Consider the following 14,944-nt stretch of genomic DNA (forward strand, 5'->3'; position numbering starts at 1 on the left):
CGCTTTCCACGGACGTTCGGCCGAGCCTCCTCAGCAAAAACCGCTTCCGGGGTCTCGGCACGCCCGTTTTCCGTAGGAGTCTACGCAGTTCCCTTCACGCTCTTACGTAGTAAGTAGTTGACAGAGCAAAATGGTATGTGACCATCAGATTAAAAAGAGTAAAGGACAGTCACGCAACGAATGAAAAAGCAATGGCATATGCAATCTCCATATTTCCTTTGTGATAGTCAAACTTTTCGTCAGTTGATTGGAGCGGAAGGTGCTCGACTCCTGCGGGAAACGCTGGACAGGTGAGACCCCGCAGGCGTAGCCGAGGAGGCTCACCGCCAGCCCCGCGGAAAGCGAGCACCTGGAGCGGAAATCAACCAGCACTCGCTACATCCCAAAGCAACAATGTTTACGAAAACAGCCTTTTTTTATTAAATAAACAATGTAGATTCACTCAAGATAGGACAAATTTGGGCAGACCCTTTGCAGTGGAAGCGCTATACCATGTAGAATGACTAGTATGTGAAATCGAAAGGATGTCAAATGATGAATCAAGATATAAGCTTACCGGAAACGGTCACTCATACGATCAATCAAAGAAAACAAGCATTCGCATCTACAGACCACCCCTCTTTAATCGGTGAAGGTGGTTATACGGCGAGTGAACAGTATATCATCGAAGACAGCATCATCGCGCTTTCCCTTGGAAAAAACCTTCTCCTTAAAGGACCCACGGGATCCGGTAAAACGAAGCTCTCAGATACATTATCATCTATATTCTCTCAACCGATGCACAGCATAAACTGTTCGGTCGATTTAGATGCTGAAGCATTACTCGGTTATAAAACAATAAGTGAAAAAGACGGGAAGAGCACCATAGAGTTTATTGAAGGCCCAGTGATTTCAGCCATGAAAAATGGTCATTTGCTCTATATCGATGAAATCAATATGGCCAAACCCGAAACATTGCCGATTCTAAATGGCGTACTGGACTACAGAAGAAGTATAACAAATCCATTTACAGGAGAAGTGATCAAAGCTGCACCGTCATTCGGTGTCGTAGCGGCCATAAACGAAGGATATGTCGGCACGGTTCCTTTAAATGAGGCACTCAAAAACCGTTTTGTCGTTATTGATGTACCTTATATTGAAGGGGAGACGTTAAAGAGCGTCATTGAAAATCAGAGCAAACTGACGGACACTAAGCTCATCAGCCAATTCGTAAGTTTGTCATCCGATCTATTGATTCAAGTGAAAAACGGCCAGATTTCAGAAGAATCGGCCTCCATACGCGCTCTTCTGGACGCATGTGATTTGGCTCTGTACCTTCCCGCCAAGCGTGCGATACAGAGGGGAATCGTTGATAAGCTTGAAGATGAACGTGAAAAAGCGGCGATTCTCAATATAGCGGAAACAATTTTTGAATGAGGGATTCATAATGCATCGATTCATACAATTCAACGATGAAAACATCGATTCTTTTTTAGTAATGGAAATGGCTGATCTCACGAAAACACTTTCAAAAAATGCGGATATGAACTTAAAGTACGGTCCATTCTCCTATTTGGATCTTAAAGAGGAAACGGTCTATGTCAGTCATTTCTGGGATCATCGTAAAAGAGATGAAGAAGTACATGGGTTGAAAAGTGATATCTACTTAAGAACGATTGGTAATCTATACGAGACCGAAAATGAAGATGTAAGGAAATACATCGAGAAAATAAAATCCACTTCCGTTCCACGTTTCGCCAAGCAATTGTTTGTCATCGGAGAAGAAATAAGATTGGAGGAAATTTGTAAATCCAAACGCCCAGGGACGAAAAAACCCTTTGAGACGAGACGAAAATTATATCGTCAGCATTTCGAAGCCCAACTTAAAGTGAATTTGACGAAGAGTGTATTTACAGATGCTTTGTTCAATTCCATCTTCCTTCTTCTACATGCTCAAACTCCTTTGGAACAACCTGTGGAGATAAACGAAGAAATTGATCTTGCCATGCCGTTTATTCACGGTCAAATCACCCGATTCTTTGAGACAGTTTCAACCAGGGATGTTGTGAGGATAGCCCTTGAAATTGTAGAGGTAGTGGATGAAATCGTTCGAAAGGATATGTTGAACGAGTACTTCCATTTACCAGAAGACGTCTATGATGCAGAAGGTCCGTTGAATGAGACTTTTGAGGACATGAAAAGGAAGGACCCCCTTCAGAATCAGGATGTGCTGGAGGAAGACAGCACAGGGGAAGAAGAAGTGATGGACGAAGAATTCCGTACGTGGCACAGGGAAACCAGTGATAAGGGGGAATCATTCCTGCAATTCGATTTAGATCAAGGATCACAATCGGACCTCATGGGGGAAGGGGTCCGTGAAGGGGATGATGGCGACCAGGCATTAGCCATGGTGCAGGGATCTGCCCAGGAGACGGAGAGAGAGCAGTATCATAATGTGAAGGCACAAGAGCAGGAGAAGGAGGAGGCTCTGGGTGGTAATGGTGACTACGGCAGAGAAAATCGCTTTGCTGTCCCACACTTCATCACTCCCACTGTGCCTTCTCCAGAAGAAAGGCAAACATATCAGTACAATAAAGGGCTGATTGCTCCTTATCAAAGAAAATTACAAAAAATGATCGAGAAGACACTGGAACATAAGCGGATTCAGCCCCGCAGCGATTTACATTTTGGAAGACTCAACAAGAAGCTATTGAGGTTCTTCACAGATGATAGCCCAAGACTTTTTTATAAAAAGCAAAATCCTTCTTCCGAAATAGATGCAGTGTTTTCTCTGCTCGTTGATTGTTCAGGGTCCATGTTCGATAAAATGGATCAAACCAAGCTCGGAATTACCTTGTTTCATGAATCTTTAAAATCTGTTCGCGTCCCACATGAAGTGGTCGGTTTTTGGGAAGATACCAATCGTGCAACTAAAACCAGTCAGCCCAATTATTTGAACCCTGTGTTGGATTTTTATTCTTCCTTAAAGCCAGGCAGTGGTTCAGAGATCATGCAGCTTCAGCCGGAGGAGGATAATCGTGACGGATTGGCCATCCGTTTAATGACTGAAAGAATCCTGCTTCGAAATGAAAAGCAGAAATTCCTGCTGGTTTTCTCTGATGGTGAGCCTGCAGCTATGGAGTACGAACAGAATGGGATTGTCGATACTCATGAGGCAGTATTGGATGCAAGAAAACAGGGGATAGAAGTCATCAATGTCTTCTTAGCTAACGGTGAGATTGATGAAGCCCAAAGAAGAACCATTCAAAATATTTATGGTAATTACAGCATACTCGTGTCCGATGTGGAGGAACTACCCGAAGTATTATTCCCTTTGCTTCGAAAATTGCTTTACAAAAGTATATAGATTCAAAGACGACTGCGAAGCGCAGTCGTCTTTTTTTGATTCATGTTGTTGAAGTGGTCCGATGGTTTGAGGATGAACGGATTTCGGTCTTCAGTATGAAATGAAATCAATCCTGCTTCTCATTCAAATGATCAGTTATTCTAATAAACTGAATGTAATAAGTGAAAAGGGGATGGGGATCATGCTCAATACGGATGAATACCATGTAACCATACAAGAATATCACCGTAGGAACCGACAATTGAATCGAGAGGGGTGGAAACAGAAGTCACCCATAATGAAACGACATCTCTCCTCTTGGTTTCGAAAGGGTTACTAAAGTGTTTAGGATTTTATTCACTGAGGAAAAATCTGTATACTAAAGAAGAATGGCCTTAGGGTAAAAATAAGGTCATTCTTTTTTGGTTATCTTAATAAAGTGGGATGGACGGGTGTGTCTATTAGGAGACTAGGGGAAGTTAGAATAATGAAATAATAGGGAAAAGGATATGAAACAAAGGAGGAAGCGACGAGTATGCATGAATTGGATATGCACCATATTTTTGAACTGGGTCTTATGTTAGTGATGTTAGCAGCCGGAATCACTGCGATTGCCAAGAAATTCAAGCAGCCTTATCCGATTGCTCTCGTCATCGTAGGAGCCCTGATTGGATTATTTAATATACCTGTATTGGAACCACTTAAAGATTTCATTACGGAAGGTGAAGTGTTTAATTTTGTCATCATTACACTATTTTTACCGGCACTTTTAGGAGAAGCCGCTCTGAAACTCCCTTATTCCCATCTCAGGGCTAATAAAGAGCCGATCATCGCCCTTGCATTTGGAGGCACGTTGATCTCATTTCTGATCATTGGTTTTTCAGCTTACTATTTCTTTGATTTCCCCATCCCAGCCGCCTTTGTTTTCGGAGCGTTGATGAGTGCAACAGACCCTGTCAGTGTGTTGAGCATATTCAAGAGTGTCGGTGTGAAGAAACGTTTAGCGGTTGTCATTGAAGGAGAGAGCTTATTCAATGACGGTTTGGCCGTTGTATTATTCAATATCTCTGCCTTTTATCTTGTTTCCTATATCGATGCGGGTTGGGCAGGACTTGGGAGTGGTATTTGGGAATTTATCAGGGTGGTGTCATTAGGTGTCATCATCGGCGGTTCATTAGGTTATGCCTTCTCGATATTGACAAAGTATTACGACGATTATCCCCTTGAGATCATTTTCAGTGTCATCCTCTTTTATGGATCCTTTCTATTGGCAGAAAGTGTTCATGCTTCCGGGGTCATTGCAGTGGTCATATCAGCATTGATCTTTGGGAATTTCGGCGGGAAAATAGGGATGAGTCCGACTACCAAGTTGAATATTAATAGTTTTTGGGATGTTGCAGCCTTACTAGCCAATTCTTTGGTTTTCTTGATGGTCGGCCTCGAGATCACAAGGATCGACCTCCTTGAGAAGTGGCCGTACATATTCGCAGCCATACTTGTCGTATTGGTTGCACGAAGCATAGCCGTCTATACAAGCTTATCCCTTATCGGGAACTTTCCGCATATGTGGAAACACATCCTGAATTGGGGTGGATTAAAGGGTTCACTCTCGATTGCATTGGTCCTAAGCTTACCCCGGGATTTTCCCGGCCGTGAAGACGTGTTGATCCTCGGCTTCAGTGTTGTATTATTCAGTCTGGTAGTACAGGGACTGACCATCAAGCCATTGATCAATGTATTGGGTATTAAGCCCAAAGAGGAAGGTCATGAGGAATTTGAAAAATTACTCAGCCAGTTGCACAGGTATGAAACAGCGATTACAGAGATTCATCGCGTGAAACAGAAACTGTATATCACAGATCCGATCTCGACTGAACTCATTGACACGTATCAGAAAAGAATCGATATGCTCAAAGCACAAATGGATGACTTATTTGAGCGTAACCCTGTCCTTAAACAAGACCAGCTCTCCACTCTGAAAAAACATGCTCTGTATGCAGAATACGAGGCAATTGCCAAGCTCGAGAAAGAAGAAATCATCAGCAGTACCATTGCGGAGAAGGAATATGACAGCATTACAGACAGTATCGTCCATAATGAGGAGAAATAGTGAAAGTATGACTTGTTCATAGATCCAAAACACGTAGCCTGAAAAACAGGCTACGTGTTTTGGGCTATTTCATCTGTATGAAAAATTAAAGATCAGCTTTGTCGAATGATTTACAAGTTAATCATTCGAACGTTTCAATATACTCTTGAAATGTGAGAACGTAACGAAGCTGGCTTTCCCATGATAAGCCCCCATGCCGCTATCACCAACACCTCCGAATGGAAGGTAGTGTGAGGTCATGTGATTGATTGTATCATTGATAGCGCCGCCTCCGAACGATACCTTCGTCAATACTTCATCCTGCAAGCGTTGATCTTCAGAGAAGAGATACAGTGCCAATGGTTTGGGTCGCTTCACAATCGCTTCAATTGCTTTGGATGTTTCATCATACTCTATGACAGGAAGGATGGGTCCAAAGATTTCATCCTGCATGATAGGGTCATCCCAAGAAATTTCATCTAGAATCGTTGGCTCGATTACGAGGTTGCTACGGTCAGATTCACCACCTGTCACAAGCTCGCCATTATCTAAGAAGTCAATTAAGCGGTCAAAGTGTCTTTCACTTACTATGTGCCCATAGTTAGGGTTTTGAATAATGTCCTCTCCGTAGCTCGCTTTGATGGCTTCTTTCATTTTTGTCAAAAGTTCTTCCTTCACATCGCGATGAACAAGTACATAATCAGGAGCGACACATGTTTGTCCGGCATTTGCGAATTTACCCCTTGCGATGCGTTTGGCCGCTTCATCCAGGTTCGCATCAGAGTGGACAATTGTTGGGCTTTTGCCTCCAAGTTCAAGCGTAACCGGTGTCAGATTCTTGGCTGCAGCTTCAGCAACGATCTTCCCGACACCCGTGCTGCCAGTGAAGAAGATATAATCGAAATTCTCCCTGAGCAATGCGGTACTGGTTTCCACTTCACCTTCAACCACGTGGAGGTACTCTTCCGGGAAATGTTCATTGATTATGTTCGCGAGCAGTCGGGAGGTATGTGGTGTCAATTCAGATGGTTTCAATACCGCTGTATTACCCGCTGCAATGGCTCCGACAAGGGGGGCAACAGCAAGTTGGAATGGATAATTCCATGGGGCAATCACCAATACCGAACCAAGTGGCTCGGAATAAATGAAGCTCTTTGCACCTTCGTGTGTAGAAGGTGTATTAACTTCCTTCGGTGCCGCCCATCCAGCAAGATTTTCTATGGTAAAGTCGATCTCACCCAGTACAAGGCCAATTTCTGCCCGTTTGGCTTCAATTTCTGGTTTGTTTAAATCTTCGTATACCGCTTTGATAATATCCTGTTCACTTGACATTATAAGTTCCTTTAATTTTATTAATGTTTCAATTCGGTAATCAATTTCCTTTGTATGTCCTTTATGAAAGAAAGAATGTTGTTTATCTAATAGTAACTGATAATTTTCCATTGAATAAAACTCCTCTTTTAAAGAATTGCGTGGATAATCATGCTTTACTTGATTTTAAATCCATATAAACAGGTATATATTTCTGGTTTTTAAAATAATTGCGTGCAATTTATTGAGGTATCAATTATTTGCATGTGAAGAGCATAATATAACCATTTGGGATATGCAAGACATCTGTTTTACATTTAAAACACTGCAGAAGAAAGCCAGATGCTGTAAGCAAAAAAAAAAAACGGCCATTCCCACGCAAAGAGCGGGAATGGCCGGAGAAATTATAAATTTTATTTTCTAATCTCGATAAGTTTTTGCTTCAGGTCATTCTCCATTGTGACCATTTCCTGTTCGGCCTGCTGTCGCTTTTGTCTGCCTTCTGCCTGTATGGCCAATGTTTCTTCAATGGTCGTGATGAGGTTTTCCTGGGTTTTTTTCAGGGTGTCGATATCGATGATTCCACGTTCGTTTTCTTTGGCGGTTTCGATACTGTTCGTTTTTAGCATCTCAGAATTCTTCAATAGCAGCTCATTGGTCGTGCGGGAAACCTGCTTTTGAGCGGCAACTGCCTTCTGTTGGTTCAGCAGTGTAAGGGCAATGGCAATCTGATTCTTCCAGAGAGGGATCGCTGTCAGGACAGAAGCTTGAATTTTTTCGGCCAATGCTTGATTTGTATTTTGAATCAATCTGATCTGAGGCGCTGACTGGATCGTCATCTGCCTGCTTAACTTCAAATCATGGATGCGCTTATCCAAGCGATCTAGGAACTGCATCGTATCATTGACTTCCTGATAGATCAGCTCATCATCGGTCTCTTCAGCTTTCCTCCTTAGAGAAGGGAGAAGGGTTTGACTGATTTCTTCCCTTTTGATTTCAGCAGCTGCAATGTACATATTGAGAGCCTGGAAATAGTCCTTGTTTTTTTCATATAACGTTTCCAATAATCGGTTATCATCAAGCAGGGTCTTTTTTGAGTGCTCCAGTCTCACGGATATACGGTCAATCTGGGAGCCAATCTTCTGGTATTTAGACAGAACTTCCTGAAGGGATGAGGACACTTTGCGGAATAGTTTTTTGAAAACGCCCTTTTGCTTGGCATTCAGCTCATCAGGATTCATCTGCTCGAGTTTTTTCATTAAGTCACTTAGTACGTCTCCTATCGGTCCGATATCACGTTTTTGGACATGATCCAGCATAGAATGAGAAAAGGTAGAGAGCTGTGACTGGGCCGCTGTTCCGTATTTCAATATGGCTTCATAATCTTTATAGTCAATCTGAGCAGCCAGTTGTTTCGCCTTTTCCTGCTGCTCTTTTGGCAAACGGTTTAGCAATAGCGGCGATTTGGTTTGTTCATTAGTAGCAGGCAATTCCTCGCCGAAAGGGTTTGAAAGCAATAAATCCAGTTCTGATTGTTCGTTTCGTTGCTCCATCATAAAACCTCCGAACATTATTTGTGATCTTTAGTATGTGATAAGTGCTGATTAGCGAAATTCAATTCAAATTGCAGGTGATCCATATCTTCTGCCAACACCTTTTGAAGGTCCTTTTCCAAAGAACCCGTCAAGTCATCCAGGGTGGTGCGGGTTTGTTGGAGTGAAAGAAACGTTTCTTTATTTTTGCCGGGTTGAGAAGAAAGGAATGTATACTTTTCAGTAATTTCCACCACAGAATCCAAATGGTAGAAGAAAAAAGACTCAGCTGAAAAGAACCTTTTAGGTTCTTTTTTTACAAGCTGGTATATTCGCCTGCTTATCCTGTTAATTTCCAGTATTTGCTTAAAGGCGCCGAGGGATCGAACCTTTAGTTGCTGTTTTTGTAGTCTTTTAACCTTTTCTTTTGCTTCCTTTAAGTTTCTGTTAATATATCGAAATTCCTTTGAGGAAAGGCCGTTTTTGTTCAACCACCACTTTTTCTGTAGGGCCTTTACAACGATGAATATGAATGCCCCTGTTCCGATGCCTGATAAGAGAGTAAGAGCAAATCCCAGATCAAACAGGAGCAGAAAAGCGATAAAGCTGCTGATTCCTATACTGAAAGAGAGGACCGTTCTTAATAAAAACTGAAGAAATGTGTTCATTTCATCTACCCCTTAATAAAGATGCTTACCATACATACGATTGACGGTGATAAAGGTTTCAAAATATCTATACTATCATTTTATTGTAAAAAGCGGAAAAATGGAAATCATGAAGAGGTAATAAAAGAAAAATCGGGCATTTGTGCAAGGAATTGACATCATTCTTTCAATTTCTTAACAATTTTCAGTTGAATGATTATCTGAAATCCTTTTTTGGTAGAATGGTCAAGTGAGTACATTGACAAGACAGGTGTGTGGATATATGAAAAAACGATTGATTGTGCTGATCTTATTTTTCTTTATGACTCCAAGTGTATCAGCTCAACAAAATAATGTGAACAAGCCCAGAAATTTATATAGCGATTCGGCTATTGTGATAGATTCAAAAACCGGAAGTGTCCTGTATTCTAAAAATGGTGATAAGCGGATGAACCCTGCGAGCATCACGAAAATTGCCACGGCGATTTACGCGATCGAGCATGCCAATCTTAATGACCAGGTGAAAATAAGTAAAAAAGCCAGTGATATTGAGGGTTCCACTGTATATTTAACAGCCGGTGAGACGCTATCCCTGGAACAACTTCTGCAAGGTCTGATGGTGAACTCCGGTAATGATGCGGCGGTTGCCATCGCTGAGCATACAGAAGGTTCAGTCAAACACTTTGTTGACCAATTGAATAGGTTCCTTGAAAAGGAAGTGGGGGTAAAAGATACCCACTTCGAAAATCCTCATGGACTTTATGGGGAAAATCACTATACAACTGCTAATGATATGGCAAAGATTACGACCTATGCATTGAAGAATGAACAATTTCGAGTGTTATTTGATATCGATTCCGTTGATTGGAAGTCAGAAGGGTGGAATACGACGCTTTACAATCACCACAAGATGGTAAAAGGTGAGATTCCATATCCAGAAGTGACCGGCGGTAAAAATGGTTTTATTAATGAATCCAGGCACACTCTTGTGACATCCGCTGAAAATGAGAAGTTATCGATTGTAGTCGTTGCGTTAAAAGCTCAGTCAAAAAGAGCCATCTACTCTGATACAAAGAAACTGCTGGATTATGGGCTTACCCAGTTTGAAAGGAATACTATTCCAAAGGAAACCGTCTTTCAATTGAACGGTACTTCCTACACATTGGACAGGGACATTCCATTTACCCAGTCTGTGAGCAGTGGTGTGACACAGAAACTTGAACCTGATGGTGAATTGACCCTGTACAACGAGGACTCTCAAAAAATACAAACTACCATGTTAACACGTGTCAAGGAAACCCACATTGTCCATTCAGAAGCAGTCGCTTCAAGTGAAGATAAGGGGCACTTCTTTGGTAAGCAAATGAGTCAACAGCTCCTTTTCTATCCTTTGATCATATACATGGCCCTTCTCGTCATAGCAGGAGTGTCATTATTTCGAAAGAATTCCTATCATTCATCATAAAAAAGGGAGCCCGGGGGCTCCCTTTTTTATTGACTTTCCTGTTTTTCAATCGTTGGATGGGGTTGATAAAGCATTTTTCCCATCACTGTCTGAAGAATGAGGAATGCACCGCCGACAGTCCAGTAGAGAGGGAGGGCTGCTGGCGCGTTCAGTGAAAAGATAAAGATCATGACTGGTGAAAGCAGTCCCATGATTTTCATCTGAGCCTGCTGTTCTGCAGGGATGTTCATTAACGAGACACGCGATTGAGCCAAGTAAACCAATCCAGCAATGATGGCCATCACATGGTCCGGCTGCCCCAGATTGAACCATAAGAAGGAGTGACTGGCAATTTCTGAAGAAGATCGGATCGCGTAATATAAACCAATCAAGATCGGTGTCTGGATTAACAACGGCAGACATCCCATGTTGAGAGGGTTTACTCCATTTTTTTGGTAAAGCATCATCAATTCCTGCTGAAGCTTTTTCTGCTCATCTTTGTCTTTCGTTTCTTTGATCTTTTTTTGAATAGCGGTCATCTCGGGCTTGATTAATGCCATTTTTCCTTTCATATCTTGTTGGTTTTTGTATGTTTTAAGCATAAAAGGTAAAAGGATCAGACGAATAAGAAGTGTAATCACAATGATGGCCACTCCAAAATTACCACCTAAGAAAGTACCGATTTCATGAATGAGAAATGAAAATGGATTCACCAGATAATCATGAAAGAAAGCCCCATCAGTAGTTGCGCTTTGGCATCCTGTAAGTGTAAACGATAGTAAAATGAAAATGAATGAAATTTTTTTCAATGTAGTTTCCTCCTCTGTATAGGTGCATATTCGTTAGAGATATACAGTAGAGGATTCTTCATCATTATCAGTATGATAGAACTGAAATTTCATACAGGTCGTAAACCAAACCCTTATAGGCTTGATTTCATGTTGGGCAACCTGTTTGATGATCAGATTGGTACCTTCAAGTCTTTTGTCATAATATTGCGTGTAGAGATGAAAGGGAGACGGACACCGATCCCATATCAATGCCAATATAAATAAAAATACGATACTAAAGTGCAAAGGACTTAAGTAAAAATCCAATAAGTCTTGTACAATAATGAATGTCAATGGAGAAGACTCCTTTTACTATTCTAGTTGTAGACGAGTTGTTATTATCACATATAAAGTATACTGCTAATCATGGATAGAATCTATGGTAATTGTTAATACGATTCTGTGAACAAAAGGTTTCATCAATTGAGTTACGAAAAAAAAGATCTCCAGATGGCAGTACACCACTCAGGGAGATCTTTTATTCTGGGGTTGAACGGTTTAATCAACAACGATATAGGCGATCATAGGACCATTATTCTGAATGGTTTCATGTGTTTCGCAAATAAGTCTGTACGTTCCTTCTTTTGAAAAGGTGACATTGATGACTGTTTCCTTTCCTTTTCTTACAGTACCTGTAACATCTGTCCCTTCAATGTAGAAAGGGTGTTCAGTACCGTTGACACCAAAGATGCGGAGTTCAACCTCGTTTCCTTTTTCCACTACGATGGTACCTGGGTCCCAGCGGTATGCTTCGAGTTCTTTACCATCTGCCGTTTGAGACTTGAATTCGCCTGTTACTAACTGAATGACTTGTTTTTCCCCATTTTTCTCCGATAAGGACACCGTCGGATAGGAGTTTTTAGAAGATAATGACCAAATCGTACCGACTGTTATGACCAATATCGTTACCAGAATCGCAATAATGGACCCTTTTTTTAATACTATGAAACTCATTTGTTTTCCCCCTTGTATATTCGGTTCACTAAAGCCCTTTTCTATTAAACCTATGCTTGTACCACAGTGAACTTGTCAATAATTTATTAGAGGGGTAATTTAAATATTTTTCTTTCGACTGTTTTTTTTGTACAATTTGGTCAAGGAAGCAAGGAGGGTGAAGCATTGGATAATACATGGAGAGTGATTACAACCAAAAGTGATGCAGAGCCATGGTGGTTTTTTGAAGGCTGGGAATTGGATATAGTAGAAGAATCGACGTTTGATAACAGGAACGAAGCAGTTGCTGCATTTCTCAAGGAAATGAAACGACTGAGTGAAAAACTACCAAAGTCAAAGACAAAGAAATTTCACTCCATAGCATTTTGGAATCCTGATGAGGTTGATTTTTGCGAAGCCTGCGATGATGATCTGCAGGTTTATTACGGACTGGTCATATTTGAAAATGGTCAGCCGATGGATATAAAGGATGATTCAATCATTTTTGAAATCAACGAACATATTGAATATGCATGAGAAATAGGCCTATCCACCCGTTGGAAAGGCCTACTTCAGTTGTTAATCAATGACACCCGTGCGGATGATATTATTATGCACTTTCACTTCAAATGTAGCCTCTTTATATAGCTTATCCCACTCTTCCCGTGAAATATCCTGATGTCCGCGGATGCTTCTGTACTCCATTCCAAAACCAATCGGATCCGTGCCCTCTTTCTGAAGCATCAGGACCATGTCTTTAATGTTCTTCTCTATATATGACCCAATCTCTCTTTCAAGTAAATGCAATGCTTTCGGCTCCGATAATTTCATTTCCTCAGACATTTCCAGTAAGCGTGATTGAATGTTTAAATTGATGGTGAAAGAAGGTTTATCCGTTTCTTTCGCTGTCACTTTGTGGGATGATTTAATGCTGTCAATCATGATATAGACTTTATCATTTTCTTGGCCAAGATGAAGATCCGTTAAAAAAGGTTCAAATTGTCCAATGGGCAATTCCACTTCGACGCTGCCTAAATCGTAGTCCTCGATAAGAGAGCGAATAAAAAAGATTTTATCCTTTTTAATCTCCTTAATAAATCTATCCCTTGTAAAGAGTGCCATGCCCGATATTCCCACTTTACCATCCTTTGCAGATAAAAGAGGGAGGATGGGGTCTTTACCGACGCTACCGTAATCGGTGATGAATTCTTGCAGGGTGGGGGAGACAAGCATCTCTGCTTCCACATTCTGTCTAACTAAATTGTATAAATAAGTACCCCTGTTAGAAGGAGTCTCTTCCATTTGATAGGTTAAGATTTCTTCAGCTGACGTATCTGCAATGGATAAATACACCATATTACCGATGGATGAGTCTCGTTCAAGCGTATCCACTAAGTGAGCAATCCCTCTACTTGCGAGCTCCCTACCGTAAATGGCTATCCGCAACTGCCCGGAGACCAACTTATGATCTGTTTCCAAATTTTGAGATAATCGAATGCCTTTACTGGTCTTCGATGTGCTCTTCAATACTTTTTCAACATCCTCCATGGCAGGATTGAATTGGTATAGCACCAATGTGCCGTTTATACTCTCATCTTCGTCCTGATCATACCCCACTGCAGTTATCAATCCTAGTTTTTCTAGATATTTTGTTTCTACACAACCGCTTAATAAAAAGGTAGCACATGCGAACAGAAGCATAGTCTTCCTGGTCATATGCCCACTCCCTTTTTCTTTTTACCTAAGTATTTTAGTTTTATCAAAACAAATAAAAAACTTGGATACACAAATGTAAGGATAAAGCTTGCAGAACCAACCTTATCGGTAATCGTATTCATGGTCATTCGGTCCTTTACAAACAGAGAAAAAACCCAGAGCAGGATAGCGAAAAGGTAAATGGCTTTCTTCTGAGAAAACCGAAACACTCTCTTCATACCCCTCGAAGCTACCCAAAAATATAGGCAGATGTTAGGCAAGATGACCATCATCCAAAACGAGACGGCAATAAATTCGAACCGCTCAAGGTTGGGGATTCTTAAAATCTTAAACATGGAGAGAACCGGCCAAATTGTTTTTAGTAATGCATCTTCAGAGAAGAAACCAATACAGACAACCGTAACAAGAGTAAAGAGAAAAGTAGAGTAACCAGTCCCGATAAGGGCATATTTCAATACCTTCTTTTTTTCTTTCACGTATGGGTAGAGAAATAATACCAAGTCAAATCCGATGATGGTGAAGCTTGATTTATAAACTCCCATGAGAAGTTCTTTGGGAGAAGACGTCAGAACGGGTTGTAGATGATTGTAATCCATGAATTTAATCGGAGTATAAATCATGAACAGAAGCCAGAAAGCAAGGATTAGCCCTAAAAATGCAATTCCAACCACCACTCGTATGCCTCCCATAACACCGTAAACCAATAAAAATAGTAACAACCCCATCAAAAGCCAAGTCGGCATCTTCGGAAAGATCCATGCTTGGACCATTTCTATATAATTCATCAGGATTACGTAGGTGACGCTCAGATAAAATCCGATATAAAGGATATTAAACACCTTACTGATCCAATTTCCGTATAGGTCCATGTGAATTCCATATAAGTCTGCGCTTTCATAGGTTTCAAGTATTTTAATCATCAGAAACAACACGATGCTCACGAGAATTCCGGCTAGAATGACCGAAATCCATGCATCTTTATTAGCTTCCATAAAGATAACTCTCGGTAAACCTGCGATTCCTACTCCGGTCTGGGCGGTATGTAAAACAAACATCATCAGAAATGCGTTAAACATGAGCCGTTCTTTAGGATTCACATTAATTTCCATACATAACC

General features: G+C 41.1%; 13 protein-coding genes. 5 read left to right on the forward strand and 8 right to left on the reverse strand.

Features of this window, described 5'->3' with window-relative positions; translation table 11 throughout:
- Positions 1-534 precede the first annotated feature (534 nt).
- From KYJ26_RS21140 to KYJ26_RS21150, 3 genes are all read left to right on the forward strand, one after another.
- Positions 535-1,416 carry an ATP-binding protein gene (locus KYJ26_RS21140; RefSeq protein ID WP_219169775.1) on the forward strand — a complete coding sequence of 294 codons (882 nt, stop codon included), beginning with the start codon at positions 535-537 and terminating at the stop codon, positions 1,414-1,416.
- A gap of 10 nt (positions 1,417-1,426) precedes the next feature.
- Positions 1,427-3,346, forward strand: a complete 1,920-nt coding sequence (locus tag KYJ26_RS21145; protein WP_219169777.1) for a vWA domain-containing protein — start codon at positions 1,427-1,429, stop codon at positions 3,344-3,346.
- Positions 3,347-3,860: 514 nt separating this feature from the next.
- Entirely contained in the window at positions 3,861-5,435 is a 1,575-nt protein-coding gene (locus tag KYJ26_RS21150; RefSeq protein WP_219169779.1) for a cation:proton antiporter, read from the forward strand.
- Between the two features lie 117 nt (positions 5,436-5,552).
- On the opposite strand, the gene KYJ26_RS21155 is transcribed toward KYJ26_RS21150, so the two are convergent.
- The 3 genes from KYJ26_RS21155 to KYJ26_RS21165 form a co-directional block, all read right to left on the reverse strand.
- Positions 5,553-6,857: an aldehyde dehydrogenase gene (locus KYJ26_RS21155; protein ID WP_219169781.1), complete on the reverse strand. Its 1,305-nt coding sequence runs from the start codon at positions 6,855-6,857 to the stop codon at positions 5,553-5,555.
- A gap of 281 nt (positions 6,858-7,138) precedes the next feature.
- The gene (locus KYJ26_RS21160) at positions 7,139-8,281 is read right to left on the reverse strand and encodes a toxic anion resistance protein (RefSeq protein ID WP_219169783.1); all 1,143 of its coding nucleotides are present in this window, start codon (positions 8,279-8,281) and stop codon (positions 7,139-7,141) included.
- Positions 8,282-8,295: 14 nt separating this feature from the next.
- On the reverse strand, positions 8,296-8,925 hold the full coding sequence (locus KYJ26_RS21165; RefSeq protein WP_219169785.1) for a 5-bromo-4-chloroindolyl phosphate hydrolysis family protein: 630 nt from the start codon (positions 8,923-8,925) through the stop codon (positions 8,296-8,298).
- A gap of 262 nt (positions 8,926-9,187) precedes the next feature.
- On the opposite strand from KYJ26_RS21165, the gene KYJ26_RS21170 reads away from it, so the two are divergent.
- On the forward strand, positions 9,188-10,369 hold the full coding sequence (locus tag KYJ26_RS21170) for a D-alanyl-D-alanine carboxypeptidase family protein (RefSeq protein ID WP_219169786.1): 1,182 nt from the start codon (positions 9,188-9,190) through the stop codon (positions 10,367-10,369).
- Positions 10,370-10,395: 26 nt separating this feature from the next.
- Here the strand turns inward: KYJ26_RS21170 and yidC are convergent, their stop codons facing one another.
- From yidC to KYJ26_RS21185, 3 genes are all read right to left on the reverse strand, one after another.
- Positions 10,396-11,157, reverse strand: coding sequence for a membrane protein insertase YidC (gene yidC, locus KYJ26_RS21175; protein ID WP_219169787.1), 762 nt, complete (start codon positions 11,155-11,157; stop codon positions 10,396-10,398).
- 33 nt (positions 11,158-11,190) lie between these two features.
- Positions 11,191-11,472 (reverse strand): hypothetical protein, encoded by a 282-nt coding sequence (locus KYJ26_RS21180; protein WP_219169788.1) that lies wholly within the window; start codon positions 11,470-11,472, stop codon positions 11,191-11,193.
- Between the two features lie 204 nt (positions 11,473-11,676).
- Positions 11,677-12,132 carry a cupredoxin domain-containing protein gene (locus KYJ26_RS21185; RefSeq protein WP_219169789.1) on the reverse strand — a complete coding sequence of 152 codons (456 nt, stop codon included), beginning with the start codon at positions 12,130-12,132 and terminating at the stop codon, positions 11,677-11,679.
- A 165-nt stretch (positions 12,133-12,297) separates the two neighbouring features.
- On the opposite strand from KYJ26_RS21185, the gene KYJ26_RS21190 reads away from it, so the two are divergent.
- The gene (locus tag KYJ26_RS21190; protein ID WP_219169791.1) at positions 12,298-12,648 is read left to right on the forward strand and encodes a DUF1033 family protein; all 351 of its coding nucleotides are present in this window, start codon (positions 12,298-12,300) and stop codon (positions 12,646-12,648) included.
- A 42-nt stretch (positions 12,649-12,690) separates the two neighbouring features.
- On the opposite strand, the gene KYJ26_RS21195 is transcribed toward KYJ26_RS21190, so the two are convergent.
- Both KYJ26_RS21195 and KYJ26_RS21200 read right to left on the reverse strand, forming a co-directional pair.
- Complete coding sequence (locus KYJ26_RS21195) at positions 12,691-13,827, reverse strand: Ger(x)C family spore germination protein (protein ID WP_219169793.1); 1,137 nt, start codon at positions 13,825-13,827, stop codon at positions 12,691-12,693.
- Positions 13,824-14,936 carry a GerAB/ArcD/ProY family transporter gene (locus tag KYJ26_RS21200; protein ID WP_219169794.1) on the reverse strand — a complete coding sequence of 371 codons (1,113 nt, stop codon included), beginning with the start codon at positions 14,934-14,936 and terminating at the stop codon, positions 13,824-13,826. Before KYJ26_RS21200 ends, KYJ26_RS21195 begins: the two co-directional genes overlap by 4 nt.
- Positions 14,937-14,944: the final 8 nt, after the last annotated feature.

The organism is Rossellomorea orangium, assembly GCF_019334305.1.
In the GTDB taxonomy this organism is placed as follows: Bacteria; Bacillota; Bacilli; order Bacillales; family Bacillaceae_B; genus Rossellomorea.

What these genes read in the sequence shown, in the direction of transcription:
- KYJ26_RS21140 (WP_219169775.1), top strand. Translation starts at nt 535, where the DNA reads ATGAATCAAGATATAAGCTTACCGGAAACGGTCACTCATACGATCAAT.
- KYJ26_RS21145 (WP_219169777.1), top strand. Translation starts at nt 1,427, where the DNA reads ATGCATCGATTCATACAATTCAACGATGAAAACATCGATTCTTTTTTA.
- KYJ26_RS21150 (WP_219169779.1), top strand. Translation starts at nt 3,861, where the DNA reads ATGCATGAATTGGATATGCACCATATTTTTGAACTGGGTCTTATGTTA.
- KYJ26_RS21155 (WP_219169781.1), bottom strand. Translation starts at nt 6,857, where the DNA reads ATGGAAAATTATCAGTTACTATTAGATAAACAACATTCTTTCTTTCAT.
- KYJ26_RS21160 (WP_219169783.1), bottom strand. Translation starts at nt 8,281, where the DNA reads ATGATGGAGCAACGAAACGAACAATCAGAACTGGATTTATTGCTTTCA.
- KYJ26_RS21165 (WP_219169785.1), bottom strand. Translation starts at nt 8,925, where the DNA reads ATGAACACATTTCTTCAGTTTTTATTAAGAACGGTCCTCTCTTTCAGT.
- KYJ26_RS21170 (WP_219169786.1), top strand. Translation starts at nt 9,188, where the DNA reads ATGAAAAAACGATTGATTGTGCTGATCTTATTTTTCTTTATGACTCCA.
- KYJ26_RS21185 (WP_219169789.1), bottom strand. Translation starts at nt 12,132, where the DNA reads ATGAGTTTCATAGTATTAAAAAAAGGGTCCATTATTGCGATTCTGGTA.
- KYJ26_RS21195 (WP_219169793.1), bottom strand. Translation starts at nt 13,827, where the DNA reads ATGACCAGGAAGACTATGCTTCTGTTCGCATGTGCTACCTTTTTATTA.
- KYJ26_RS21200 (WP_219169794.1), bottom strand. Translation starts at nt 14,936, where the DNA reads ATGGAAATTAATGTGAATCCTAAAGAACGGCTCATGTTTAACGCATTT.